The organism is Ralstonia sp. SA306, from assembly GCF_054792405.1.
In genome coordinates, this window is the sequence record NZ_CP096451.1 from 1259524 (window position 1) to 1283362 (window position 23839).

The following is a 23839-nucleotide window of genomic DNA, read 5'->3' on the forward strand; positions in this document are numbered from 1 at the left end:
AGCCGATGAGCCAATCGAGCCAGTTTTCCCTGCTGAAGCAGCGTCGCTTTGCACCGTTCTTCTGGACCCAGTTTCTGGGCGCCATGAACGACAACGTTTTCAAGGTCGCGTTTTCCTCGTTGGTCACGTACCACGCTGCGCTGTTCGGCAATGCGGACCCGGCGTCGGCGGCGTTCCTGATTTCTGCAATCTTCATTGCGCCGTTTGTGCTGCTGTCGGCCACCAGCGGGCAGATTGCCGATCGCATGGACAAGGCGCGGCTCATCCGGCTGGTCAAGACGTTGGAAATCGCCATCATGGCGATCGGTTGTGCGGGTTTTGCGCTGCGCCACGTTGAGCTGCTGTACCTGTGCACGTTCCTGATGGGCGTGCACTCGACGCTGTTCGGGCCGGTCAAGTACGCATATCTGCCCCAGCATCTGCAATCGACGGAACTGGTGGGCGGCAACGGGCTGGTGGAAATGGGCACCTTCGTCGCCATCCTCATCGGTACCATCGGCGGCGGAGAGCTGGCCAACTACACGCGCAACGGCGAGCTGATCGGCCCGATGTTCACGGGTATCGCCTGTATTGTCATTGCCGTGGCCGGCTGGTTGACGGCGCGTGGTGTGCCGGTGTCACCGGCGTCGCAGCCGGACTTGCGCATCAACTGGAACCCCATCTCCGAGACTTGGCGCAACCTGAAGCTTGCGAGCAACCAGCGCGCGGTGTTCCTGAGCCTGATGGGCATTTCGTGGCTGTGGTTCGTGGGCGCGACGTTCCTGACGTCGTTTTTCGCCTTCGCGCGCAACGTGCTTGGCGGCGATCAGAACGTTGTGACGCTGCTGCTGGCCGTGTTTTCAGTCGGCATCGGGTTGGGGTCGGTGCTGTGCGAAAAACTCTCGGGTCGCAGGGTGGAAATCGGCTTGGTGCCGTTTGGCTCGATCGGCATGACGGTGTTTGCTGTGGATCTGTACTTTGCTTCGCATGCCGAGGCATTGGTCGCGCACGACGTGCTGACGGGCATTTCCGGCTTCCTGCAAAACCACCGCCATTGGCGCGTGCTGGCCGATCTGTTCCTGCTGGCGATGTTCGGCGGCTTCTACAGCGTGCCGTTGTATGCGTTGATCCAGAGCCGCTGCGAACCGACGCACCGCGCGCGCATCATTGCCGCCAACAACATCCTCAACGCGCTGTTCATGATCGCCTCAGCCGTGCTGGCGATGGTGCTCACGCGTGCCGGGTTCACGATCCCCCAGTTGTTCCTGGTGACCGGCATCCTCAACGCCGTGGTAGCGATCTACATCTACACGCTGGTGCCGGAATTCCTGATCCGCTTTGTGATGTGGCTGCTGATCCATACCGTCTACCGCGTGAAGGTGGACGGTTCCGAGCAGATTCCCGATGAAGGCCCATGCCTGCTGGTCTGCAACCACGTGAGCTTCGTCGATGCCGTGGTGGTGGGCGCGTTCGTGCGTCGGCCCGTTCGCTTTGTGATGGACCACCGCATCTTCAAGGTGCCAGTGCTGTCGTGGTTCTTCCGAACGGTCAAGGCGATTCCGATTGCGCCGATGCACGAAGACCCGGAGATGCTCACGCGCGCCTACGACACCATTGCGGCTGCACTGGCGGAAGGCGAGGTCGTCTGCATCTTCCCCGAAGGCAAGATCACCGCCACGGGCGAGATGAACCCGTTCAAGGAAGGCATGCGCCGCATCATCGAGCGCACACCTGTGCCGGTGGTGCCGATGGCGCTGCGCGGGCTCTGGGGTAGCTTTTTCTCGCGCAAGGGCGGGGCGGCGATGTCGCGCCCGTTCCGTCGCGGTTTCCTCAACAGGCTGGAGCTGTGTATCGGCACGCCTGTGCCGGCGAATGCCGTGTCGCCCGAGGCGATGCAGGCCGCCGTACTGGCGCTGCGCGGGGAGCTGCTCTAGCGCCTAGCCTGCGTCCGGACTTCGATACACTGCCGGTTGGCCTGCAATCGGCCGTGATGCTTTTTCTGACCTCCAACTCTCCCGTTACCTGCCATGAAACACGTTTCCCCGCTGCTGTGCGCTTCGTTGCTTGCCCTGGCTGCCGTTACCGCGCAAGCCGCATCGCCTGCATCCGAGACGCTGCCCTCCGGTGTGATCGTCCAGACGCTGACCAAGGGCACCGGCCCGTCGCCCAAGGCCAGCGACACGGTCAAGGTGCACTACCGCGGCACGCTCACCAACGGTACCGAGTTCGACAGCTCCTACAAGCGCGGCCAGCCGATCTCGTTCCCGCTGAATCGCGTGATTCCGTGCTGGACCGAAGGCGTGCAGAAGATCCAGGTGGGCGGCAAAGCCAAGCTGACGTGCCCGGCAGCCACCGCTTACGGCGAACGCGGCGTACCCGGCACGATTCCGCCCAATTCGACGCTGAACTTTGAGGTCGAGCTGCTGGGTATCGGCAGCTGATCTGGCGGCCGGTGGATCGGCCTTACAATACCGTTTTCCCGATGTTTCGCGCCGCGGTAGTCGCGGCGCCTTCCTGAGCACGATCATGTCTGGCAATACCTTGGGCCTGCTGTTTTCCGTCACCACCTTCGGCGAGTCGCATGGCCCGGCCATTGGCGCTGTCATCGACGGCTGCCCGCCGGGCATGACGCTGTCGGCAGAAGACATCCAGCCCGATCTGGACCGTCGCAAGCCAGGCACCTCGCGCCATGTGACGCAGCGCAAGGAAGAAGACCTTGTTGAGATTCTCTCCGGGGTGTACGAAGGCAAGACCACGGGCACCCCGATTTGCCTGCTGATCCGCAATACCGATCAGCGCAGCAAGGACTACAGCAACATCGCCGAGACCTTCCGTCCCGGCCATGCCGATTACACGTACTGGCACAAATACGGCGTCCGGGACCCGCGCGGTGGCGGCCGTTCTTCCGCACGATTGACGGCGCCGACGGTGGCGGCAGGGGCCGTCGCCAAGAAGTGGCTGCGTGAAAAGTTCGGCATCGAAATCCACGGCTTCATGTCGCAGCTGGGCGATATTCACATCCCGTTCATGGACTGGAACGAGGTGCCGAACAACCCGTTCTTCGCGCCCAATGCCGAGATCGTTCCCGAGCTTGAAACCTACATGGATGCACTGCGCAAGGACGGCGATTCCGTCGGCGCGCGCATTGAGGTGGTGGCCACGGGCGTGCCGGTCGGCTGGGGTGAACCGCTGTTCGATCGCCTGGATGCCGATATTGCACATGCGATGATGGGCCTGAACGCGGTGAAGGGCGTTGAGATTGGCGCTGGTTTCCACGCAGTCAGCCAGCGCGGCTCCGAGCATGGCGATGAGCTGACGCCGGAAGGCTTCGTCGGCAACAACGCCGGCGGAATCCTGGGTGGGATTTCGACAGGGCAGGACATCTCCGTGTCGCTGGCGATCAAGCCGACCTCGAGCATTCGCACGCCGCGCCGTTCGATCGACAAGGCGGGTGATCCGGCTGTGGTCGAGACGTTCGGTCGCCATGACCCGTGCGTCGGCATTCGTGCTACGCCAATCGCCGAGGCGCTGTTGGCACTCGTGCTGATCGACCACGCGCTGCGCCATCGCGCGCAATGTGGTGATGTGTCGGTGCAGACGCCGGCCATCGCGGCAAAAGCTTCCTGAATCGATTCGCTCAGGCAACAAAAAAGACGGCTTTAAGCCGTCTTCTTTGTTGGGCGGTCGCCCGATACTTACATGCCGACGTAGTTCGGACCGCCGCCGCCTTCCGGCGTGACCCACACGATGTTCTGCGTCGGGTCTTTGATATCACAGGTCTTGCAGTGCACGCAGTTCTGCGCGTTGATCTGCAGGCGCTCGGTGCCCTCATCGTTCTTGACGAACTCATACACGCCTGCCGGGCAATAGCGCTGCTCGGGGCCGGCAAACTGCGTCAGGTTGATGCGCGTCGGAACGGTTGGGTCTTTCAGCGTCAGGTGAGCCGGTTGGTTCTCTTCGTGGTTCGTGTTCGAGATGAACACCGACGACAGGCGATCGAACGTGATCTTGCCGTCCGGCTTCGGATACTCGATCTTCGGGCATTCCGATGCCGGCTTGAGCGACTGATTGTCCGACTTCGTGCCGTGCAGCGTCCAAGGCGGATTGCTGACGCCAATCTTGGGCAGCAGCCACTGTTCGATGCCGGTCATGATCTTGCCCAGCGTCGGGCTCTTCTTGAACCACAGCTTGAAGTTGCGCGACTGATCCAGTTCTTCCTTCAGCCAGCTCTGTTCGAAGGCTGCGGGGTAGGCAGACAGCTCGTCAGCGGAACGGCCGGCCGTCACGGCTTCGAACACGGCTTCACCGCACATCATGCCGCTCTTGATGGCCGCGTGGCTGCCCTTGATGCGTGCCGCGTTCAGGTAACCGGCGTCGCAACCGACCAGCGCGCCACCGGGGAACACGGTTTTCGGCAGTGCTTGCGGCGTGCCGTTGTTGATGGCGCGGGCTCCGTAGCCGATGCGCTTGCCGCCCTCGATGTGCGCGCGGATGGCCGGGTGGGCCTTCCAGCGCTGCATTTCTTCGAATGGGCTCATCCACGGGTTCTTGTAGTCCAGCCCGATCACGAAGCCGAGCGTGACCTTGTTGTCTTCCAGGTGATACAGGAAGCCGCCGCCGAAGGTGTCGTCTTCCATCGGCCAGCCGGCAGTGTGCACAACGAGGCCAGGTTTGGCCTTTGCCGGGTCGATTTCCCAGAGTTCCTTGATGCCGATGGCGAAGGTCTGCGGGTCCTTGCCGGCGTTGAGCTTGAATTTTTCCAGCAGCTGGCGGCCGAGATGGCCGCGCGCGCCTTCCGCGAAGATGGTGTATTTGCCGAGCAACTCCATGCCGAGCTGGAAGTTCTCTGTTGGCTCGCCGTCTTTGCCGATGCCCATGTTGCCGGTGGCCACGCCGCGCACCGCACCTTTGTCGTCGTAAAGCACTTCTGCGGCAGCAAAACCGGGGAAGATCTCCACGCCCAGCGCTTCGGCCTGCGCGGCCATCCACTTGACCACGTTCGACAGCGAAACCACGTAGCAGCCGTGGTTGTGGAAGTTACGCGGCACGAGCCAGTCGGGCGTACGCTTGGCGTCGGTCTCGCTCAGGAAGAGCACGTCGTCGCCGGTGACCGCCTGGTTGAGCGGGGCGCCGTCGGCCTTCCAGTTAGGGAGAAGTTCGTTGATGGCACGCGGGTCCATCACCGCGCCCGAAAGAATGTGTGCACCCGGCTCGGAACCCTTTTCCAGCACGACGACGGACACATCCTTGCCCGTCTCGGCAGCCAGTTGCTTGATGCGAATCGCTGTCGCCAAGCCGGCGGGGCCGCCGCCAACGACAACGACGTCATACTCCATGGACTCTCGCGGGCCGTATTGTTCGAGGAGCTGCTGCTGGTTCATAAGTGTCTCTTCGCTTGTAGGGCGTTTGCTTATTGGTATGACGGATTGCTGCATTAGAATTTTCCGCATTGTCCGGGACACGCCCGGATGCAGCAAGGGGAATTTCTGAACGATCGTTCGATTTTTTGCTAAGCTGCGCTCAAATCACATGCCGGTGTTGCTTTGGAGCAGCCCGGCGCATGCCAAACCAACACACGGGGAACACGCATCATGGGTTTGTCGATCAATCTGGAAGGCAAGGTCGCGCTGATCACGGGCGCGTCCAGCGGCCTGGGCGCGCGTTTCGCGCACACGCTGGCGGCCGCCGGCGCGAAGGTCGTGCTGGCTTCGCGCCGCGTCGAGCGACTGAAAGAACTGCGCGCCGACATCGAATCGAAGGGCGGCAGCGCCCACGTCGTCCGGCTGGACGTGACTGACCCGGACAGCATCCGATCGGCCATCGCCCACGCTGAAACCGAAGCCGGAACGATCGACATCCTGGTCAACAATTCGGGTGTATCGACCACGCAGCGCATGGTGGACGTTACGCCGGACGACTTCGATTTCGTATTCGACACCAACACGCGCGGCGCCTTCTTTGTGGCGCAGGAAACGGCCAAGCGCATGATTGCGCGGGCCAAGGGCGCTGAGAAGAACGGCTCGCCGCTGCCGCAGTCGCGCATCGTCAACATTGCATCCGTGGCGGGTTTGAAGGTGCTGTCGCAGATCGGCGTGTATTGCATGAGCAAGGCGGCCGTGGTGCACATGACCAAGGCCATGGCGCTGGAGTGGGGTCGTTACGGCATCAATACCAACGCGATCTGCCCGGGCTATATCGATACCGAAATCAATCATCATCACTGGGAAACCGAACCCGGTCAGAAGCTGGTGCAGATGCTGCCGCGCAAGCGCGTCGGCAAGCCGGAAGACCTGGATGGGCTGATCCTGCTGCTGGCGTCGGATCAGTCGGACTTCATCAACGGTGCCGTCATCAACGCCGACGACGGCATGGTGTAAAGCGTGGGGGCTTAGTGCCCCATCAGCCGCTGCACAAGTTCGAGCGAGGTGTTGGCGGCGTACTTCTTCATCAACCGCGCGCGGTAGATTTCCACCGTGCGCGGGCTGATCTCCAACTGCTTGCCGATCTGCTTGCTGGTTTTGCCCTCGACCAGTTGCGCGGCGATGTCGCGTTCGCGAGGCGTGAGCGCTGCGGTAACGGGGCGATGTGCAGACAGGTCTTCGAACGTCCAGATGCCTTCGCCCAGCGGTTTGGCGCGGTCTAGCGCCCGGCCCGTGACGTGGCACCAGAACAGTTCGCCATTGGCGCGCTTCATGATGCGTTCGTCGGAATAGCTGCCGCGCGCATTCATGACGGGGATGATGCGCGCGCCGGTGCGCTCGTATTCGTCGTGCGTCGGATAAAGCAGCTCGAACGACTGCCCGATCATCTTCGTGCGCGCGTGGCCGAAGATGCGAGCGGCTTCGTCGTTGACGTCGAGCATCACCCGCTCGCGGGACATCACCATGCCGACAGGGGCAAGCTGGAACGCAGTTTGGTAGTCGAGGGCGGGCATATGTATTCGTACGTATTGCTGCGTCGCGCGACGCTTGCGTATTCTCGCCAGATTGTATCGTTACTATTTTCCGGCGCTGCATCGCACAAACCCCAACTGTGTGATCGGTCAAAACCCTGCCGGATTTGTTGGACCACCAAGGAAGGAGCACGCATGAACAAAATCTTCGCCAGCGCGAGCGAGGCGCTCGCGGGCGTCGTCAAGGACGGCCAGACCATCGCCGTGGGCGGCTTCGGCCTGTGCGGCATTCCGGAAGCGCTGATTGCCGCGCTGCGCGATTCGGGCGTCAAGGGGCTTACATGCATCTCCAACAACGCGGGCGTTGACGGCTTTGGCCTCGGCCTGCTGCTCGAAACCCGTCAGATCAAGAAAATGATTTCGTCCTATGTGGGCGAGAACAAGGAGTTCGAGCGCCAATACCTGGCTGGCGAACTCGAGCTGGAATTCACGCCGCAAGGCACGCTGGCCGAAAAACTGCGCGCCGGCGGCGCCGGCATCCCGGCGTTCTTCACCAAGACCGGCGTCGGCACGCTGGTAGCCGAAGGCAAGGAGCTGCGCGAGTTTGACGGTGAGACGTACGTCATGGAGCGCTCGCTGGTACCCGATGTGGCGCTGGTGAAGGCGCAGGTGGCCGACAAGTCCGGCAACCTGCGTTTCAACCTGACCGCACGCAACTTCAATCCGGCTGCGGCCACCGCCGGCAAGATCTGCATCGTCGAAGTCGAAGAGATCGTTGAAGTGGGCGACTTGGCACCGGACGACATTCATCTGCCGGGCATCTACGTGCACCGCATGGTGCTCAATGCCACGCCCGAGAAGCGCATCGAAAAGCGCACCATCCGAGCAGCCAACTAAGGAGACCGACATGGCCTGGACACAAGACCAAATGGCGGCGCGCGCTGCCCAGGAGTTGCAAGACGGCTTCTACGTCAACCTCGGCATCGGCATTCCGACGCTGGTTGCCAACCACACCGGCGACAAGGAAGTCTGGCTGCAAAGCGAAAACGGCATGCTCGGCATCGGCCCGTTCCCCACGGAGGACGAAGTTGACGCCGACCTGATCAACGCGGGCAAGCAGACCGTGACCACACTGCCTGGCAGCGCAATCTTCGGCAGCGATCAGAGCTTTGCGATGATTCGCGGCGGCAAGATCAATCTGTCGATTCTCGGGGCGATGCAGGTGAGCGAGACCGGCGACCTTGCCAACTGGATGATCCCCGGCAAGATGGTCAAGGGCATGGGCGGCGCAATGGACCTCGTGGCCGGCGTCAAGCGCGTGATCGTGCTGATGGAGCATACCGCCAAGAAAAAGGACGGCACCGAAGACCTGAAGCTGCTGCCCAAGTGCACGCTGCCGCTGACGGGCGTGGGTGTGGTCGATCGCATCATTACGGACCTCGGCGTGATCGACGTGACCGAGCAGGGCCTGAAGTTGGTTGAAACCGCGCCGGGCGTTTCGCGCGAAGAGATCCAGGCCAAGACTGGCGTCAACCTGCTGTAATTCGGAGACCGCAATGCTGCAAGGAAAAACCGCCCTCGTTACGGGCTCGACCAGCGGTATCGGTCTAGGTATCGCCTGCTCGCTGGCCGCGCAGGGCGCCAACATCATCATGAACGGCTTTGGCGATGTGGAAGCGCCCAAGGCGCAGATCGCGGCGGCAGGCAAGAACGCCATCCGTATCGGATACCACGGCGCCGACATGAGCAAGCCGGCCGAGATCGAGGCAATGTTCGCCTATGCCGACGCAGAATTTGGTGGCGTGGACATCCTCGTCAACAACGCCGGTATCCAGTACGTGGCCAACGTCGAAGATTTCCCGACCGAGCGCTGGGACGCCATCATCGCCATCAACCTCACCTCGGCTTTCCACACGACGCGGCTTGCCGTGCCTGGCATGAAACGCAAGAACTGGGGCCGCATCATCAATATCGCGTCAGCGCATGGCTTGGTGGCATCGGCGCAAAAATCGGCGTATGTGGCGGCCAAGCACGGTATCGTCGGCTTCACCAAATCGGTGGCGCTGGAGACGGCGCAGACGGGCATCACGTCCAACGCGATCTGTCCGGGCTGGGTGCTGACGCCGCTCGTGCAGAAGCAGATCGATGCGCGCGCCGAGAAAGATGGCCTGTCCGCGCTCGAGGCCAAGAAGGATCTGCTCATGGAAAAGCAGCCTTCGGGCGAGTTCGTTACGCCCGATCAGCTCGGTGCGCTGGCGGTCTTCCTGTGCAGCGATGCGGCTGAGCAGGTGCGCGGCGTGGCGTGGAACATGGATGGTGGCTGGGTCGCGCAGTAAGCCGATCTGCGTCAGAAAAAGCCTCGCCGCGGCGAGGCTTTTTTGTTTTTGATCGGCGTGGGCGTCTGCTGCACCGCCGCATGCTTGCCGGCCCGCGTACAATCAGGCTTCGCTGTCTCCGTCATTCACGTGTAGGAGTTGTTCATGCCAGTTTCGCCGCGCCTTGCCTTCGTGCAGTGCCTGAGCCCGTCCGGCTTGCACCGGATGGCGTATCACGAGTGGGGCGATTCGCAGAATCCGCGTGTGCTGGTTTGCGTGCATGGCCTCTCGCGCACGGGGCGCGATTTCGACGTACTGGCGCAGGCGCTGTGCAATGACTATCGCGTCATCTGCCCCGATGTGGTCGGCCGTGGGCGCTCCGATTGGCTTGCCGATCCGAAGGGCTATGTGCTGCCGCAATACGCGTCCGACATGGTCACGCTGCTCGCCCGCGTGAATGCCGAGTCGGTCGACTGGTTCGGTACCTCGATGGGTGGCCTGATCGGCATCGGCTTGGCGGGCCTGCCGAAATCGCCGATTCGCAAGTTGTTGCTCAACGATGTGGGCCCGCGCGTGACGGAGTCGTCGTTGACGCGCATCGGTGCTTACCTCGGTCTGAATGTCCGCTTCAAGACCTTCGATGAAGGGCTGGCTTACCTCAAGACGATCAGCGCTTCATTCGGCCCCCACACGCCGGAGCAATGGCGTGAACTGAATGCCGCGATCCTGAAACCCCAGGGCGGCGAGTGGATCCTGCATTACGATCCGCGCCTGGCGGAGCCATTCAAGAACACCACGCCAGAAATGATCGCCGCCGGCGAAGCCACGCTGTGGAAACTGTTCGAGGCGATTCCCGGCGAGGTGCTGGTGGTGCGCGGCGCGCATTCCGATTTGCTGACGCGAGAGACCGTTGAAGCCATGATGCAGCGTGGCCAGCATGTGAACACGGTGGAAATTCCCGACGTGGGCCATGCGCCGACCTTCATCCAGCCGGATCAGGTGGCGATCGCCCGCAAGTTCTTTCTCGGTCAATGACCGGTTGCTTGACCCCATTCGATTTGCAAGATGAGCACTGAACTGAAACGTTACAACGTCGAACATCGCTATTCCGACGCAGCCGTCTACAACGGTGTCGTCTATGTGGCAGGCCAGGTGCCAGAGACCACACTGGACGCCGGCATTGCCGAGCAGACGGCAGAGGTGCTCGCCATCATCGACCGCGTGCTGGCCGCCAACGGCAGCGATAAGACGCGCATCCTGATGTGCCAGATCTTCCTGAAAGACATAGGCGAGATTGGCGAGATGAACAAGGTGTGGGACCAGTGGGTTGCCGCCGATTCAAAGAACTCGCCGCCGCGCGCCACCGTTGAAGCCGCGCTGGCCAATCCGAAGTACCGCATCGAAATCGTCGTGACGGCCGCGCAGAAGAGCTGAGCCTGTCGCCCAACAGGCGAGACGCAAGCAGGACGCATCATGGAGAACAAGACCGAACGGCCGGCCGAGGGGCCCGGATCGGCGGCAGAGCAGGTCGCACGTGCGATCGAATATCTTGCGGCCAATGCCGCGGACAGCGTCACGCTGACCGGCGAGCCGCTGGAGTCGCACGCGCGCGGCACGATCGCCATCCTTGAAGGGCTGCGCGTCGATACGCCGTCGTTGCAGGCGGCCGCCCTGTTTCTGTTGCCCACGCTGGCAATGGACAACGAAAAGGCGCTCGAGCCCGCATTCGGTGCCGAGGTTGTCAAGCTCGTGCACGACGTGCGGCAACTCTTGCGCATTGGCGCGATTGCCGGCCTCGTCAGCCCGACCGATGCCAGCATCACGCGCAAGAACGAAGCGGAAGCGCGCCGCGCGCAAGTCGAAGCATTGCGCAAGATGTTGTTGGCTTTCGCGCAGGACATTCGTGTGGTGTTGATCCGGCTGGCGTCGCGGCTGCAGTCGCTGCGCTGGCTCGCGCAGACGAAACGCCCGGCGCCGGAAGGCATGGCGCGTGAAACGCTGGATATCTACGCGCCGCTGGCTAACCGCCTGGGCATCTGGCAACTCAAATGGGAGCTTGAAGATCTCGGCTTCCGCTTTGATGATCCCGATACCTACAAGCGTATCGCCCGCCTGCTGGATGAAAAGCGCATCGAGCGCGAGAAGTTCATCGGCCAGGCCATCGCGCAACTGCAAAAAACCTTGCACGACGCCGGCATCCAGGCCGAGGTGAGCGGCCGGCCCAAACACATCTACAGCATCTGGAAAAAGATGCGCGGCAAGGAACTCGACTTTGCCGATCTGTACGACGTGCGCGCCTTCCGCGTCATCGTCGACGACATCAAGGATTGCTACACGGTGCTCGGTTTCGTGCACCACATGTGGCAGCCGATCCCGAAGGAATTCGACGACTACATCTCGCGCCCGAAGGCCAACGGCTACATGTCGCTGCACACGGTGGTGATCGGCGACGACGGCCGTGCGCTGGAGGTGCAGATCCGCACGCGCGAGATGCACCACTTTGCCGAGTACGGCGTGGCCGCGCACTGGCGCTACAAGGAGGCGGGCAACAAGGGCTACGCCGGCCAGTTCTCCGCCAGCGAGCGCTACGACGAGAAAATCGCTTGGCTGCGTCAACTGCTCGCCTGGAAGGATGATGCCGAGCATACCGTCGCGCACGAGGATTCACCGTGGGAGCAACTCAAGCACACCGAGCTGGATGACCACATCTACGTGCTGACGCCGCAGGCGCGCGTGATCGCGTTGCCGCAAGGCGCGACACCGGTCGACTTCGCCTACTACCTGCACAGTGATCTCGGCCACCGCTGCCGCGGCGCACGCGTCGACGGCACGATGGTGCCGCTGAACACGCCGCTCAAGAACGGCCAGACCGTCGAGATCGTCACCGTTAAGCAGGGCGGGCCGTCGCGCGATTGGCTGAACACCGAGTTGCACTATCTCGTCAGCCCGCGCGCCCGCACGAAAGTGCGTGCGTGGTTCAACGCGATGGAGCTGGAGGAGACGCTTGCGCAGGGCCGGGCGCTCATCGACAAGACCCTGCAGCGCGAGGGCAAGACCGCAGTCAACCTGGAAGAGCTGGCCGCCAAGCTTGGCTACAAGACGTCGGACGACCTCTATGCCGTGGTCGCCAAAGACGAGCTGAGCCTGCGCCGCATCGAGGCTGTCTTACGCTCGGATGGGGCGCCGCCGCCCGCGCCGGTTGACGATGAAGTGGCCATCACCAAGAAGAGCCGCGCTACCAGCGTGGCCCGTGGCGCCAAGAGCGGCGTGCTGGTGGTGGGGGTCGACTCACTCCTCACGCAGATGTCGCGCTGCTGCAAGCCGGCACCGCCGGACCCCATCGTTGGCTTCGTTACACGTGGGCGCGGCGTATCGATCCACCGACAAAGCTGTGCGACGTTTCAGCAGCTGGCCGCCCGCGCCCCGGGCCGTGTGATCCAGACGGAGTGGGGCCAGCGCAGCGATTCGGTCTACCCGATCGACATCCAGGTCGAGGCACTGGACCGACAGGGCTTGTTGCGCGACATCTCGGAAATTCTTTCGCGCGAGAAGATCAACGTGACCGGGGTGCGCACGCTGTCGAGCAAGGGCGTCGCAAAAATGCAGTTCACCGCGGAGGTGTCAGAGGCGACACAACTGCAGCGCGCGCTGACGTTGATCGAAGAAGTGCAGGGGGTATTGACAGCCCGAAGGAAGTGACGGTATAGTTTCGTTCTTCGGCAGGCTCGTAGCTCAGCTGGTTAGAGCACCACCTTGACATGGTGGGGGTCGTTGGTTCGAGTCCAATCGAGCCTACCAACGCATTTAGCAGGACGCGTCGGGTAGGGTGTCCAAGCCGTCATCCTCGCAATTCCCGGGCTTGTCCCATACAACTGAACACAAGGCGAAATATGATTCAGGCACCGCGAACTACAACCGCTTCGGAGCGACAGTAGTCAAGGTGCGTTTTTCGCCCTTTGCGGTCTGCCCAAGCGGTGGATAGCGCAAATGAAAACGCGGCCTTGGCCGCGTTTTTTTTTTCGTCCGCAGTTTCGTGTCACGCGTGGCGATCAAGCTGAAAGCGCTTCGAAGCATTCGATTCGACAACCTGCCGCGCTGACTACTTGGCGCGGCGCACGACAGAATAACGACCGCTGCGCATCTCTGAAATGCGCGACGGTGACTCCACAGGAGCAAGCATGATCGCAATCACGTTGCCGGATGGTTCCCGGCGTGAGTTTCCCGGCCCGGTGACGGTGGCCGAAGTGGCACAGAGCATCGGAGCTGGGCTGGCCAAGGCTGCACTGGCTGGTCGCGTAGACGGTCAGATGGTCGACACAAGCTTCACGATCGACCGCGATGCGAAGCTCGCCATCATCACAGACAAGGACGCCGACGGCGTCGACGTGATCCGTCATTCCACGGCGCATTTGCTGGCTTACGCAGTCAAGGAGTTGTATCCGGACGCGCAGGTCACCATCGGTCCGGTCATCGAGAACGGCTTCTACTACGACTTCGCTTACAAGCGCCCCTTCACGCCCGAAGATCTCGTCGCCATCGAAAAGAAGATGGGTGAACTTGCCAAGAAAGACGAGAAGGTTACGCGTGAAGTGCTGAGCCGCGATGCCGCTGTCAAGCTGTTCCAGGGCATGGGCGAAAAGTACAAGGCCGAGATCATTGCCTCCATTCCGGAGGATCAGGAAATCGGCCTGTACCGCGAAGGCAATTTCGTTGACCTCTGCCGCGGCCCGCACGTGCCGTCCACCGGCAAGCTCAAGGTCTTCAAGCTGATGAAGGTGGCTGGCGCCTACTGGCGTGGGGACCACAACAACGAGATGCTCCAGCGCATCTATGGCACGGCCTGGGCCAAGAAGGAAGACCAGGAAGCCTACCTGCACATGCTGGAAGAGGCTGAAAAGCGCGACCACCGCAAGCTCGGCCGTGAGCTGGACCTCTTTCATATCGACGAGTACTCGCCCGGCACGGTGTTCTGGCACCCGAAGGGCTGGACGCTGTGGCAGGAGATCGAGCAGTACATGCGCCGCGTGTACCGCGAGAACGGGTACCAGGAAGTAAAGGGGCCGCAGATTCTCGACAAGTCGCTGTGGGAGAAGACCGGCCACTGGGACAAGTACCGCGAGAACATGTTCATCACGGAATCGGAGAAGCGCGAATACGCGCTCAAGCCGATGAACTGCCCGGGCCACATCCTCATCTACAAGCAGGGCATCAAGAGCTACCGCGATCTCCCGCTTCGCTTCGGTGAATTCGGTGCCTGCCACCGCAACGAGCCTTCGGGTGGCCTGCACGGCATCATGCGCGTACGCGGCTTCACGCAGGACGATGGACACATCTTCTGTACGGAAGACATGATCCAGGCCGAGGTGACGGCGTTCACGACCTTGCTGCAGAAGGTCTACAAAGATTTCGGCTTTACCGAGATTCTCTACAAGCTATCGACGCGCCCGGACAAGCGCATCGGCACCGAAGAAAGCTGGGATCGCGCCGAAGCCGCGTTGGCGGAAGGCTTGCGTGCGTCCGGCTGTGAGTTCGAATACCTGCCGGGCGAAGGCGCGTTCTACGGTCCCAAGATCGAATATGTGCTTAAAGATGCGCTTGGACGTCAATGGCAATGCGGCACGATCCAGGTGGACCCGAACCTGCCGGAGCGCCTGGACGCAGAGTTTGTCGGGGAGGATGGTGTGCGCCATCGCCCCATCATGCTGCACCGCGCCATCGTTGGTAGCCTGGAGCGCTTTATCGGTATTTTGATCGAACAATACGCCGGTGCGCTGCCGACGTGGCTTTCGCCGGTGCAGATTGCGGTGCTCAGCATCACCGATTCGCACGCCGAATACGCCCAATCCGTTGCGCAATCCCTGCAAAAACAAGGATTTAGGGCGATCGTCGATTTGCGGAATGAGAAGATTGGGTATAAAATCCGCGAGCATTCCGTGCAGAAGGTCCCATACCAGGTTGTGGTTGGCGACAAGGAGCGGGATGAAAATCAGGTGGCCGTGCGTGCCCGTGGCAACGTCGATCTAGGCTCCATGCCGCTGTCGGCGTTCGTTGAGCGACTGCAGAACGATCTCGCTAACAAGTCATGAGCTGGACACGGCCTGTTTTTTTGATTCTTTGAGGACATCAACATCGCTACTGAGAAATCTCACCGCATCAACCGCGAGATCAGCGCACCGGAACTCCGGCTGACCGGGGTTGAGGGAGAAGCGCTCGGCATCGTCAAACTGTTTGACGCGCTGCGTCTGGCAGAAGAGAAAGACGTCGACCTGGTCGAGATCGCTCCGACCGCGCAGCCGCCCGTCTGCCGCCTGATGGACTATGGCAAGTTCAAGTATCAGGAACAGAAGAAGGCCCACGACGCCAAGTTGAAGCAGAAGGTCATCCAGGTGAAGGAAGTCAAGTTCCGCCCTGGCACCGACGACAACGACTACGGCGTTAAGCTGCGCAACGCGACGCGCTTCCTGGAGGATGGTGACAGGGTAAAGGTTACCTTGCGTTTCCGCGGCCGCGAAATGGCTCACCAGGAAATCGGCATGCGCGTGCTGGAGCGTATCAAGACTGACTTGGAGGAATTCGGCCAGGTTGAGCAGATGCCGAAGATGGAGGGGCGCCAGGCAGTGATGATGTTGGCACCCAAGAAGAAAAAGTAATGCAGTGGCGGCCGGACGATTCCGGCTGCGCTGAGCAGGTTCCAGACGGAAACGTCGGAAAACGCGGCAAGTGTTAAAGCCTGCCGCGATACAACAAGTGAGCCCGGGTCTTGCAAGTGTCGGCGCTAGCCGTCCACCTGGCTTCATGTCAAAAGCGGAGTTGTTCCATGCCGAAGATGAAGACGAAGAAAAGCGCGTCGAAGCGCTTTACTGCCCGTCCTGGTGGCACGATCAAACGTGGCCAAGCCTTCAAGCGTCACATCCTGACCAAGAAGACCACCAAGAACAAGCGTCACCTGCGCGGTACCGAAGGCGTCCATGAGACGAACCTGAAGTCCGTTCGCGCAATGATGCCGTACGCCTAACCCTAACTAACTACGAAAGGAGCATTTCATGCCTCGAGTAAAACGTGGGGTCACAGCGCGGGCCCGTCATAAGAAGGTTATCAGCGCAGCCAAGGGTTTCCGCGGCCGCCGCAATAACGTCTATCGCATCGCCAAGCAGGCGGTCATGCGTGCTGGCCAGTACGCTTACCGCGATCGTCGCAACAAGAAGCGCGTGTTCCGCGCTCTCTGGATTGCACGTATCAACGCTGGCGCACGCGAGCATGGTCTGACCTACAGCAAGTTCATGAACGGCCTGAAGAAGGCGTCCATCGAGCTGGACCGCAAGGTGCTGTCGGACATGGCCATTCACGACAAGGTGGCTTTTGCTGCCATCGTGAACCAGGTGAAAGCCAACGTCGCCTGAATTGGATTGGCCGGGCAGGCCGCTGGGATTACCCAGTAAGTTTGCCGGCTGATCACCCTGACGGGGCTCCCACCGAGCCCCGTTTTTTATTCCGCGCATTTCGCGGACCCGAATCACCCGAATTTTTTCGCTCGCCTTCCCATGTCACTGGATCTGGATCAAGTCGTCGTCGATGCCCAAAACGCGTTTGCCTCTGTGGAGGACAACGCCTCGCTGGAAAACGAGAAGGCACGCTTTCTCGGTAAGTCCGGCGTGCTGACCGACTTGCTCAAAGGCTTGGGCAAGCTCGATCCGGAGACGCGCAAGTCCGAAGGCGCGCGCATCAATCAGGCGAAGAGCCGTGTTGAAGAGGCGCTGACCGCCCGCCGCCAAGCGCTGGCCGATGCGCTGATGAACGCCCGCCTAGCCGCCGAGGCGATCGACGTCACGCTGCCCGGTCGCGACGTGGCTGAGGGCAGCCTGCACCCGGTGATGAACACCTGGGAGCGCGTCGCCAAGATCTTCGGTTCGATCGGTTTCGATGTGGCTGACGGTCCCGAAATCGAATCGGATTGGATGAACTTCACGGCGCTGAACAACCCGGACAACCATCCGGCGCGCTCGATGCAGGACACGTTCTACATTGATGGTCGCGACAGCGAAGACAAGCTCCTTCTGCTGCGCACACACACCAGCCCGATGCAGGTGCGTTACGCCCGCATGCACGTCGAGAAGTACAAGCACCTCGATCGCATCCCTCCGATCAAGGTCATCGCTCCGGGTCGCACATACCGCGTGGACAGTGACGCCACGCACTCGCCGATGTTCCATCAGGTCGAAGGCCTCTGGATTGCTGACAACATCAGCTTTGCCGACCTGAAGGGCGTCTATGCCGACTTCCTGCGCAACTTCTTTGAGCGGGACGACATCCAGGTGCGTTTCCGTCCGTCGTATTTCCCGTTCACCGAGCCGTCGGCCGAGATCGACATGGCGTTCGGCAACGGCAAATGGCTGGAGATTTCCGGTTCCGGCCAGGTGCACCCGACCGTGGTGCGCAATATGGGCCTGGACCCTGAGCGATACATCGGCTTTGCGTTCGGCTCCGGCCTGGAGCGCCTGACGATGCTGCGCTATGGCATCAACGACCTGCGCCTGTTCTTCGAGGGCGATGTGCGTTTCCTGCGCCAGTTCGCGTAAGCGTTGAGCGCTCGCACTGGTACTTCATCGCCCCGTTAATCGAATTTTCTTTCCTGTCGCGCCATGCAATTTCCGGAATCCTGGCTTCGCAGTTTCGTCAATCCGTCGATCACGACGGATGAGCTCTCCCATCGTCTGACGATGGCTGGCCTCGAGGTGGAAGAGGTCGACCCCGTTGCGCCGCCGTTCTCGCAGATCGTTGTCGGCCATGTGGTCGAGGTGAACAAGCACCCGGATGCCGATCGCCTCAACGTGTGTAAGGTCGATGCGGGTACGGGCGAGCTGCTGCAGATCGTCTGCGGCGCGCCGAACGTGTCGGCGGGCATCAAGGTGCCGTGCGCGATGGTCGGCGCCGAGCTGCCACCTAGCGAAGATGGCAAGCCGTTCAAGATCAAGATCGGCAAGCTGCGTGGTGTGGAGAGCTACGGCATGCTGTGTTCGGCGCGCGAGCTGAAGCTGTCGGAAGACCATGGCGGCCTGCTGATCCTGCCGGAAGACACACCGGTGGGCGAAGACATCCGCAAGGTGCTCGATCTGGACGACCAGATCTTCATCATCAAACTGACGCCCAACAAGGCGGACTGCCTGTCGATCCACGGCGTGGCACGTGAAGTGTCCGCGCTGACGGGCGCGCCGATCACCATGCCGTCGATGGCACCCGTGGCGGTGACGCTGGCTGACAAGCTGCCCGTCAAGGTTGAGGCGCCGGACCTGTGCGGTCGTTTTTCGGGCCGCATCATCCGCGGCGTGAACGCCCACGCGAAGACGCCTGCCTGGATGGTCTCGCGCATCGAGCGCGCGGGCATGCGCAGCGTGTCGGCGCTGGTCGATATTTCGAACTACGTGATGCTGGAACTGGGTCGTCCCTCGCACGTGTTCGACCTGGACAAGATTCACGGCGGCCTGACTGTGCGCTGGGGCAAGGCCGGCGAAGCGCTGAAGCTGCTCAACGGCGACACCATCACCGTCGACGAGAAGGTCGGCGTGATCTCGGACGAGGAGGCCATCGAAAGCCTCGCCGGCATCATGGGCGGCGACAAGACGGCCGTCACGCTCGATACACAGAACATCTACGTCGAGGCTGCATTCTGGTGGCCGGCTGCCATTCAGGGTCGCGCACGCCGCTACAACTTCTCGACCGATGCAGGCCATCGTTTCGAGCGCGGCGTTGATTACGCGACCACCGTTGAACACATCGAACGCATCAGCGCGCTGATCCTCGAAATCTGCGGCGGCCAGGCTGGCCCGATCGACGATCAGATCGTCAATCTGCCCAAGCGCGAGCCGGTGCGTATGCGTGTTGCACGTGCCGCGCGTGTGCTCGGTATTCCGCTGTCGCACGACGTTGTGGCGGACGTGTTTAAGCGCCTCGGCCTCACGTTCAGCGTGGACGGCGATGTGTTTGTCGTCGAACCTCCGTCGTACCGCTTCGACCTGGAAATCGAGGAAGACCTGATCGAAGAAGTCGCTCGTATCTACGGTTTCGAGCAGATTCCCGCCAAGCCGCCTGTGGCCGAGAGCGCGATGCGTCCGACCGACGAGGCACGCCGCACGATGCACGACGTGCGTCATGCCGTGGCCGCGCGCGACTACCACGAGGTCGTCAACTTCGCTTTTGTCGAAAGCGAGTGGGAAGCCGACTTTGCCGGCAACACCAACCCGATTCCGCTGCTGAACCCGATTGCCAGCCAGTACTCGGTGATGCGCAGCACGCTTATCGGCGGCTTGCTCGACAAGGTCCGCTACAACGTGAACCGCAAGGCTTCGCGCGTGCGCATGTTCGAGGTGGGGCGCGTGTTCCACCGCGATGCGAGTGTCGCCGACGGTGGTCTGTCGATCGCAGGCTACGCACAACCGATGATGGCGGGCGGCATTGCGTATGGTCCGTCCAAGGAAGAGCAGTGGGGCGTGCAGACACGTCCGGTTGATTTCTTCGATGTGAAGGGTGACGTTGAGTCGCTGCTGTGGCCGCTGCAGGCGCGTTTCGAGCGCGCTGAGCATCCCGCGCTGCATCCGGGTCGCTCGGCTCGCGTGGTGCTGAATGGTCGTGCCGTCGGCTGGATCGGTGAACTGCATCCGCGTTGGCTGCAGAAGTACGATTTGGCGACTGCGCCGGTGGTGTGGGAGGTGGAGCTTGATGCCATCACCGCGGTGGGCCTGCCGAAGTATCGTGAAGTGCCGCGTGTGCCGGCCGTGACGCGCGACATCGCACTGGTCGTGCGCCAGGATGTGGCGGTGCAGGATCTGGTCGACACGTTTGAGAAAGCAGCTGTCGGTACCCCGTGGCAGCGTTATCTGCAGGGCGTTGTGCTGTTCGATGAATTCCGTCCGAAGGCCGCCACGGCTGCCATTGGGGCCCAGGAGAAAAGCCTTGCCTTCAGAATTACGTTGCAAGATACTGACAGCACCCTTCAGGACGACATTGTCGAGGCCGCCACACAGCAATTGATTCGAGCGGCCGGCGATGCATTCGGCGCGCGCCTGCGCGCCTGACGTCTCAGACGTCCGCACTGCGCTAGAGACCGCTCGAACGAACCTCCGCATTCGGATCGAATACGCTAAGCGAATCCTATGAACGATCAACACGCGCCAGCGTTGGCGGCATCCTTGGGCGACTCGCTCGGTTCTTCTGCGGCAGCATTGGCCGACGCACGTGATGCGCGCGGTCAGGATGTGCCGACGCTTACCAAAGCCGAGCTTGCCGAGATGCTGTTCGAGCAGGTCGGCTTGAACAAGCGTGAGTCGAAGGACATGGTCGAGGCGTTTTTCGACGTGATTCGCGAGGCGCTCGAACAGGGCGACAGTGTCAAGCTATCCGGCTTCGGTAACTTCCAGTTGCGCGACAAGCCGCAGCGTCCGGGCCGAAATCCAAAGACCGGGGAGATCATCCCCATCACCGCGCGTCGCGTCGTTACGTTCCACGCCAGTCAGAAGCTCAAGGCGCTCGTTGAAGAGCGCGTCGAGCCGCTGCCTGTCGACATCGCGTAATTCTGCTGCGTGATCTCGTTCAGCCGTCTGTTCAATCTGTTTCTTTCGCCAGCCCTGTAGTTCAGCCCTGTATGGCCGCCGATAAACACACGGAGCGGGTCAACCTGCCGCCGATTCCTGCCAAACGCTACTTCACCATTGGTGAGGTGAGCGACCTGTGCGCTGTCAAGCCGCACGTGCTGCGCTATTGGGAGCAGGAGTTCACGCAGCTCAAGCCCGTCAAGCGACGCGGCAATCGGCGCTACTACCAGCATCATGAAGTGCTGCTGATCCGGCGTATTCGCGAGTTGCTGTACGAGCAGGGTTTCACGATCAATGGCGCGCGGAACCGGCTGGATGAGTTGCGGCATGGCGTGGCCGCCGCGTCGCCGGCCGAGGCCGACGAGCCGGAGATGGAGGTTGCGGCGCCGATCTCCACCGCTGCGAGTGGTTCGGTTGATGTTCAGAGCTTGCGGCGTGAACTGTCGGCCGTGTTGGAAGTGCTGCGTACCGACAAGCGATAGGCCGATATTGCAGACAGGAAGCGCGCAGATAGAAACGAAAAAGCCCGCGTAACGTGATCCGTTACGCGGGCTTTTGTTTTGGTCGGGGCGAGAGGATTTGAACCTCCGACCACCTGCACCCCATGCAGGTACGCTACCAGGCTGCGCTACGCCCCGAAGCCTGAAAGTATAACAGAGGCGTAGCGCCGATGACTAGTAGTTCGCTCGCAGTTCGATCAAGCGCCTTGTGGTCGTGTGGTGCCGATCTGCGGCAAAGAAAATCCTTGCACTAGAGTGCGCTCTAGCACCTGTAATCAGGCCGTTCACACTAGGAGACTTCCATGAACGCGCTCGAGAACAAGCAGATCTTGCAGGCCGCTTTTGCCGAACTGGCTGTGAGCAACGCCAAGCCATTCGTTGATCTCATGGCGGATGATTTCTGCTGGGTTTGCACTGGTACGACGCGGTGGTCTCGTCGCTATGCAGGTAAGCAGACGGTGCTGGACGAGCTGTTCGCCCCGCTGCGAGCGAAGCTCGGTCGCATCACGACCGTTGCCAACCGCTTTACTGCCGACGGCGATATCGTGGTCGTGGAAGCGCAAGGTCGCAACGCGACGCGCGATGGCGTTGCCTATAACAATCAGTACTGTTTCGTCATCCATATGCAGGAGGGCAAGATGCGCGAACTGATCGAGTACTTCGACACCGATCTCGTCAACCGGGCGCTGGGCGATCCGGCTGGCGTCTCCACCGAGTCTCATGGCTGATCGCGATCCGGCTCGGTTGCTGATCGGTGCCTTGGCTGAACGCACGGGCCGCAGCATTCATACGATTCGCTGGTACGAGGCGCAGGGATTGATTCCTGGCGTTGCGCGTGATGCGGCGGGCCGACGTGTTTATACCGAACAGCACGTCAACTGGCTCGAGTTGATGGAGCGCCTGCGCAATACGGGAATGTCGGTCGCACAGATGCGCGAATACACAGCGCTGGTGTGCGAGGGCCGCAGTACATTGAAGGCTCGGCATGCGTTGCTCGTTGCACATCGCGCGCAGGTGACGCAGATGATCGCCGAGTGGACGCGCTCGGTCGCGCTGATCGACGGCAAGATCGATTTTTACGGCGAATGGGTGGCCACAGGAACGCGCCCGGCACGCGAGCCCAACCGGTCGCAAAGCACTGCAAAAACGAGCACTCGCCGCAAGCCCGAGCGTTAGCGATGGCGGCGACGTTGGAGGATGATCAACCCGTCGCCCGCCGATACCGCGCCGGCGTCATCCCCAGTTGCTGCTTGAACGCCTTGCCGAACGCCGCCTCGGATTGATAGCCGACACGTGCGCCGATTTCTCCTGCACTGAGCCGCGTGTGGATCAACGCGTCGCACGCGAGCGTCATGCGCACCCGCGTGAGGAAGTCCCACACCGTCATGTCGGCGCGTGCCTTGAAGTGTCGCGCGTAGGTGGCGCGTGACATCGCCGCCAGATCGGCGAGGGTGTCGATGGTCCACGCACGCTCTGGCGCGCTGAGCATGGCTTGTACGGAGGGGCCGAGGCGCGCGTCTGACAGCAACGTCAGCGTGCCGGGGCTCGCGTTTTCCTGCTGGCCGTACACGCGCAGTGCCATTGTCAGCAACGCTTGGCTCAACGAGGTAACGATCGCCAGCGCGCCGGGCGCGCGGGTTTCGGCTTCGTCGCGCATCAGCGCAATGAGTGCCTGCAGTGCCGGATACGACGCGCTATCGCTCAATGACACGTGTAGCGGATCGGGCAACGTACGCACCAGCAGCGTGGTTGAACCGTGCTCGTGAACGAAGCGGCCGCATAGCAGATCGACGTCGGCGGAACCCCGGCCGGTTTGGCGCAGCGGCAGCATGCCGTCATGCGAGGTGCGGGGTTTCCGGGTGGATGGGTCGACAGCGCTGAGGTCGTGAATGGTGTGTGCCTCGCCGCGCGGGAACAGGATGAAATCGCCTTCGCGCAGCGTGAGCGTGCGGCCGCCAGTGTCGACCAGGCAACTGCCCGACAGCACCAGATGGAACAGCACTTGGCCATTCGGCTCCGGATCGTGTGGGATCGAGAACGGCCCTTGGAACAGGCAGCGCAAATCGAGGCTGGCCTGCGGCCGGGTGAGTTGAATGAATTGGCTGAGCGCGTCCATTGAGACGATTTCGACAGAAATTGCGTTTATCAAGTATTTAACGGATCGCGCATCAAGGCAATACTCTTTCCGACGGCGCGGCATCGGGCCAGCGCCACACCACCGGAGCACAACATGCTGAACTGGGTCGAGTATCGGAAGGAATTGCTGGGTCGCATTGGCGAGATCGGTCAGATCACGCCGGATACGGTCAAGGGCTACAAGACGCTGTCGGCTGCGACAACGGGCAGCCTGGACGCGAAGACACGCGAACTGATCGCGCTGGCCGTGGCAGTGACCGCGCGCTGCGATGGCTGTATCACCGTGCACACAGCCGAGGCGCTCAAGCATGGCGCAACGCATGAGGAGATTGCCGACGCGCTGAGCGTGGCGATTTCGCTCAATGCCGGGGCCGCGTTGGTGTACTCGGCGCGCGTGATGGACGCGGTTCAGGCCTACGAGAAGGCCTGACC

At 61.7% G+C, this 23839-nt stretch carries 24 protein-coding genes and 2 tRNA genes; 22 read left to right on the forward strand and 4 right to left on the reverse strand.

Annotated features, from left to right (window positions below):
* Positions 1–5 precede the first annotated feature (5 nt).
* From M1D44_RS06105 to aroC, 3 genes are all read left to right on the forward strand, one after another.
* The gene (locus tag M1D44_RS06105; protein ID WP_316853845.1) at positions 6–1913 is read left to right on the forward strand and encodes an MFS transporter; all 1908 of its coding nucleotides are present in this window, start codon (positions 6–8) and stop codon (positions 1911–1913) included.
* 93 nt (positions 1914–2006) lie between these two features.
* Entirely contained in the window at positions 2007–2420 is a 414-nt protein-coding gene (locus M1D44_RS06110; protein ID WP_024975494.1) for an FKBP-type peptidyl-prolyl cis-trans isomerase, read from the forward strand.
* An 85-nt stretch (positions 2421–2505) separates the two neighbouring features.
* Positions 2506–3606, forward strand: a complete 1101-nt coding sequence (gene aroC / locus M1D44_RS06115) for a chorismate synthase (protein ID WP_024975495.1) — start codon at positions 2506–2508, stop codon at positions 3604–3606.
* 68 nt (positions 3607–3674) lie between these two features.
* Here the strand turns inward: aroC and M1D44_RS06120 are convergent, their stop codons facing one another.
* Positions 3675–5360: an electron transfer flavoprotein-ubiquinone oxidoreductase gene (locus tag M1D44_RS06120; protein ID WP_024975496.1), complete on the reverse strand. Its 1686-nt coding sequence runs from the start codon at positions 5358–5360 to the stop codon at positions 3675–3677.
* A 210-nt stretch (positions 5361–5570) separates the two neighbouring features.
* On the opposite strand from M1D44_RS06120, the gene M1D44_RS06125 reads away from it, so the two are divergent.
* Positions 5571–6356, forward strand: a complete 786-nt coding sequence (locus tag M1D44_RS06125; RefSeq protein WP_004636023.1) for an SDR family oxidoreductase — start codon at positions 5571–5573, stop codon at positions 6354–6356.
* 11 nt (positions 6357–6367) lie between these two features.
* Here the strand turns inward: M1D44_RS06125 and M1D44_RS06130 are convergent, their stop codons facing one another.
* A complete protein-coding gene (locus tag M1D44_RS06130; protein ID WP_316853846.1) occupies positions 6368–6913 on the reverse strand; it encodes a LuxR C-terminal-related transcriptional regulator in 546 nt (181 codons plus the stop codon).
* 153 nt (positions 6914–7066) lie between these two features.
* Between M1D44_RS06130 and M1D44_RS06135 the strand changes: the two genes are divergently transcribed.
* The 15 genes from M1D44_RS06135 (at position 7067) to M1D44_RS06205 (ending at position 21253) form a co-directional block, all read left to right on the forward strand.
* Positions 7067–7768 (forward strand): CoA transferase subunit A, encoded by a 702-nt coding sequence (locus M1D44_RS06135; protein WP_024975497.1) that lies wholly within the window; start codon positions 7067–7069, stop codon positions 7766–7768.
* Between the two features lie 10 nt (positions 7769–7778).
* Complete coding sequence (locus M1D44_RS06140) at positions 7779–8414, forward strand: 3-oxoacid CoA-transferase subunit B (RefSeq protein WP_024975498.1); 636 nt, start codon at positions 7779–7781, stop codon at positions 8412–8414.
* 13 nt (positions 8415–8427) lie between these two features.
* Positions 8428–9207 carry a 3-hydroxybutyrate dehydrogenase gene (locus M1D44_RS06145; RefSeq protein ID WP_065856452.1) on the forward strand — a complete coding sequence of 260 codons (780 nt, stop codon included), beginning with the start codon at positions 8428–8430 and terminating at the stop codon, positions 9205–9207.
* Positions 9208–9351: 144 nt separating this feature from the next.
* On the forward strand, positions 9352–10221 hold the full coding sequence (locus M1D44_RS06150; RefSeq protein WP_024975500.1) for an alpha/beta fold hydrolase: 870 nt from the start codon (positions 9352–9354) through the stop codon (positions 10219–10221).
* 30 nt (positions 10222–10251) lie between these two features.
* On the forward strand, positions 10252–10620 hold the full coding sequence (locus M1D44_RS06155; protein ID WP_012435924.1) for a RidA family protein: 369 nt from the start codon (positions 10252–10254) through the stop codon (positions 10618–10620).
* A 39-nt stretch (positions 10621–10659) separates the two neighbouring features.
* The gene (locus M1D44_RS06160; protein WP_024975501.1) at positions 10660–12885 is read left to right on the forward strand and encodes a RelA/SpoT family protein; all 2226 of its coding nucleotides are present in this window, start codon (positions 10660–10662) and stop codon (positions 12883–12885) included.
* Between the two features lie 22 nt (positions 12886–12907).
* Positions 12908–12984: transfer RNA gene (locus M1D44_RS06165), tRNA-Val, on the forward strand.
* Positions 12985–13364: 380 nt separating this feature from the next.
* Complete coding sequence (gene thrS, locus M1D44_RS06170; RefSeq protein ID WP_316853847.1) at positions 13365–15272, forward strand: threonine--tRNA ligase; 1908 nt, start codon at positions 13365–13367, stop codon at positions 15270–15272.
* A 42-nt stretch (positions 15273–15314) separates the two neighbouring features.
* Positions 15315–15836 (forward strand): translation initiation factor IF-3, encoded by a 522-nt coding sequence (gene infC / locus M1D44_RS06175; RefSeq protein ID WP_419177589.1) that lies wholly within the window; start codon positions 15315–15317, stop codon positions 15834–15836.
* Between the two features lie 167 nt (positions 15837–16003).
* The gene (gene rpmI, locus M1D44_RS06180; protein WP_004636003.1) at positions 16004–16201 is read left to right on the forward strand and encodes a 50S ribosomal protein L35; all 198 of its coding nucleotides are present in this window, start codon (positions 16004–16006) and stop codon (positions 16199–16201) included.
* Between the two features lie 28 nt (positions 16202–16229).
* On the forward strand, positions 16230–16586 hold the full coding sequence (gene rplT, locus M1D44_RS06185; protein WP_004636001.1) for a 50S ribosomal protein L20: 357 nt from the start codon (positions 16230–16232) through the stop codon (positions 16584–16586).
* A gap of 147 nt (positions 16587–16733) precedes the next feature.
* Positions 16734–17762, forward strand: a complete 1029-nt coding sequence (gene pheS / locus M1D44_RS06190) for a phenylalanine--tRNA ligase subunit alpha (protein WP_024975504.1) — start codon at positions 16734–16736, stop codon at positions 17760–17762.
* Positions 17763–17825: 63 nt separating this feature from the next.
* Positions 17826–20255: a phenylalanine--tRNA ligase subunit beta gene (pheT, locus tag M1D44_RS06195; RefSeq protein ID WP_316853848.1), complete on the forward strand. Its 2430-nt coding sequence runs from the start codon at positions 17826–17828 to the stop codon at positions 20253–20255.
* A gap of 78 nt (positions 20256–20333) precedes the next feature.
* Positions 20334–20750 (forward strand): integration host factor subunit alpha, encoded by a 417-nt coding sequence (locus tag M1D44_RS06200; RefSeq protein ID WP_024975506.1) that lies wholly within the window; start codon positions 20334–20336, stop codon positions 20748–20750.
* Between the two features lie 71 nt (positions 20751–20821).
* Positions 20822–21253 carry a MerR family transcriptional regulator gene (locus M1D44_RS06205; protein ID WP_024975507.1) on the forward strand — a complete coding sequence of 144 codons (432 nt, stop codon included), beginning with the start codon at positions 20822–20824 and terminating at the stop codon, positions 21251–21253.
* Positions 21254–21332: 79 nt separating this feature from the next.
* Here the strand turns inward: M1D44_RS06205 and M1D44_RS06210 are convergent.
* Positions 21333–21409 (reverse strand) — tRNA-Pro (locus M1D44_RS06210).
* 164 nt (positions 21410–21573) lie between these two features.
* Between M1D44_RS06210 and M1D44_RS06215 the strand changes: the two genes are divergently transcribed.
* A complete protein-coding gene (locus M1D44_RS06215) occupies positions 21574–21999 on the forward strand; it encodes a nuclear transport factor 2 family protein (RefSeq protein ID WP_316853849.1) in 426 nt (141 codons plus the stop codon).
* Positions 21992–22447, forward strand: a complete 456-nt coding sequence (locus M1D44_RS06220) for a MerR family transcriptional regulator (protein ID WP_316853850.1) — start codon at positions 21992–21994, stop codon at positions 22445–22447. The genes M1D44_RS06215 and M1D44_RS06220 overlap by 8 nt, the downstream gene beginning before the upstream one ends.
* Positions 22448–22472: 25 nt before the next feature.
* On the opposite strand, the gene M1D44_RS06225 is transcribed toward M1D44_RS06220, so the two are convergent.
* A complete protein-coding gene (locus M1D44_RS06225) occupies positions 22473–23387 on the reverse strand; it encodes an AraC family transcriptional regulator (RefSeq protein WP_316853851.1) in 915 nt (304 codons plus the stop codon).
* 114 nt (positions 23388–23501) lie between these two features.
* Here M1D44_RS06225 and M1D44_RS06230 point away from each other — a divergent pair, with 114 nt between their 5' ends.
* Complete coding sequence (locus tag M1D44_RS06230; protein ID WP_024975511.1) at positions 23502–23837, forward strand: carboxymuconolactone decarboxylase family protein; 336 nt, start codon at positions 23502–23504, stop codon at positions 23835–23837.
* The last annotated feature ends 2 nt before the right edge of the window (positions 23838–23839 follow it).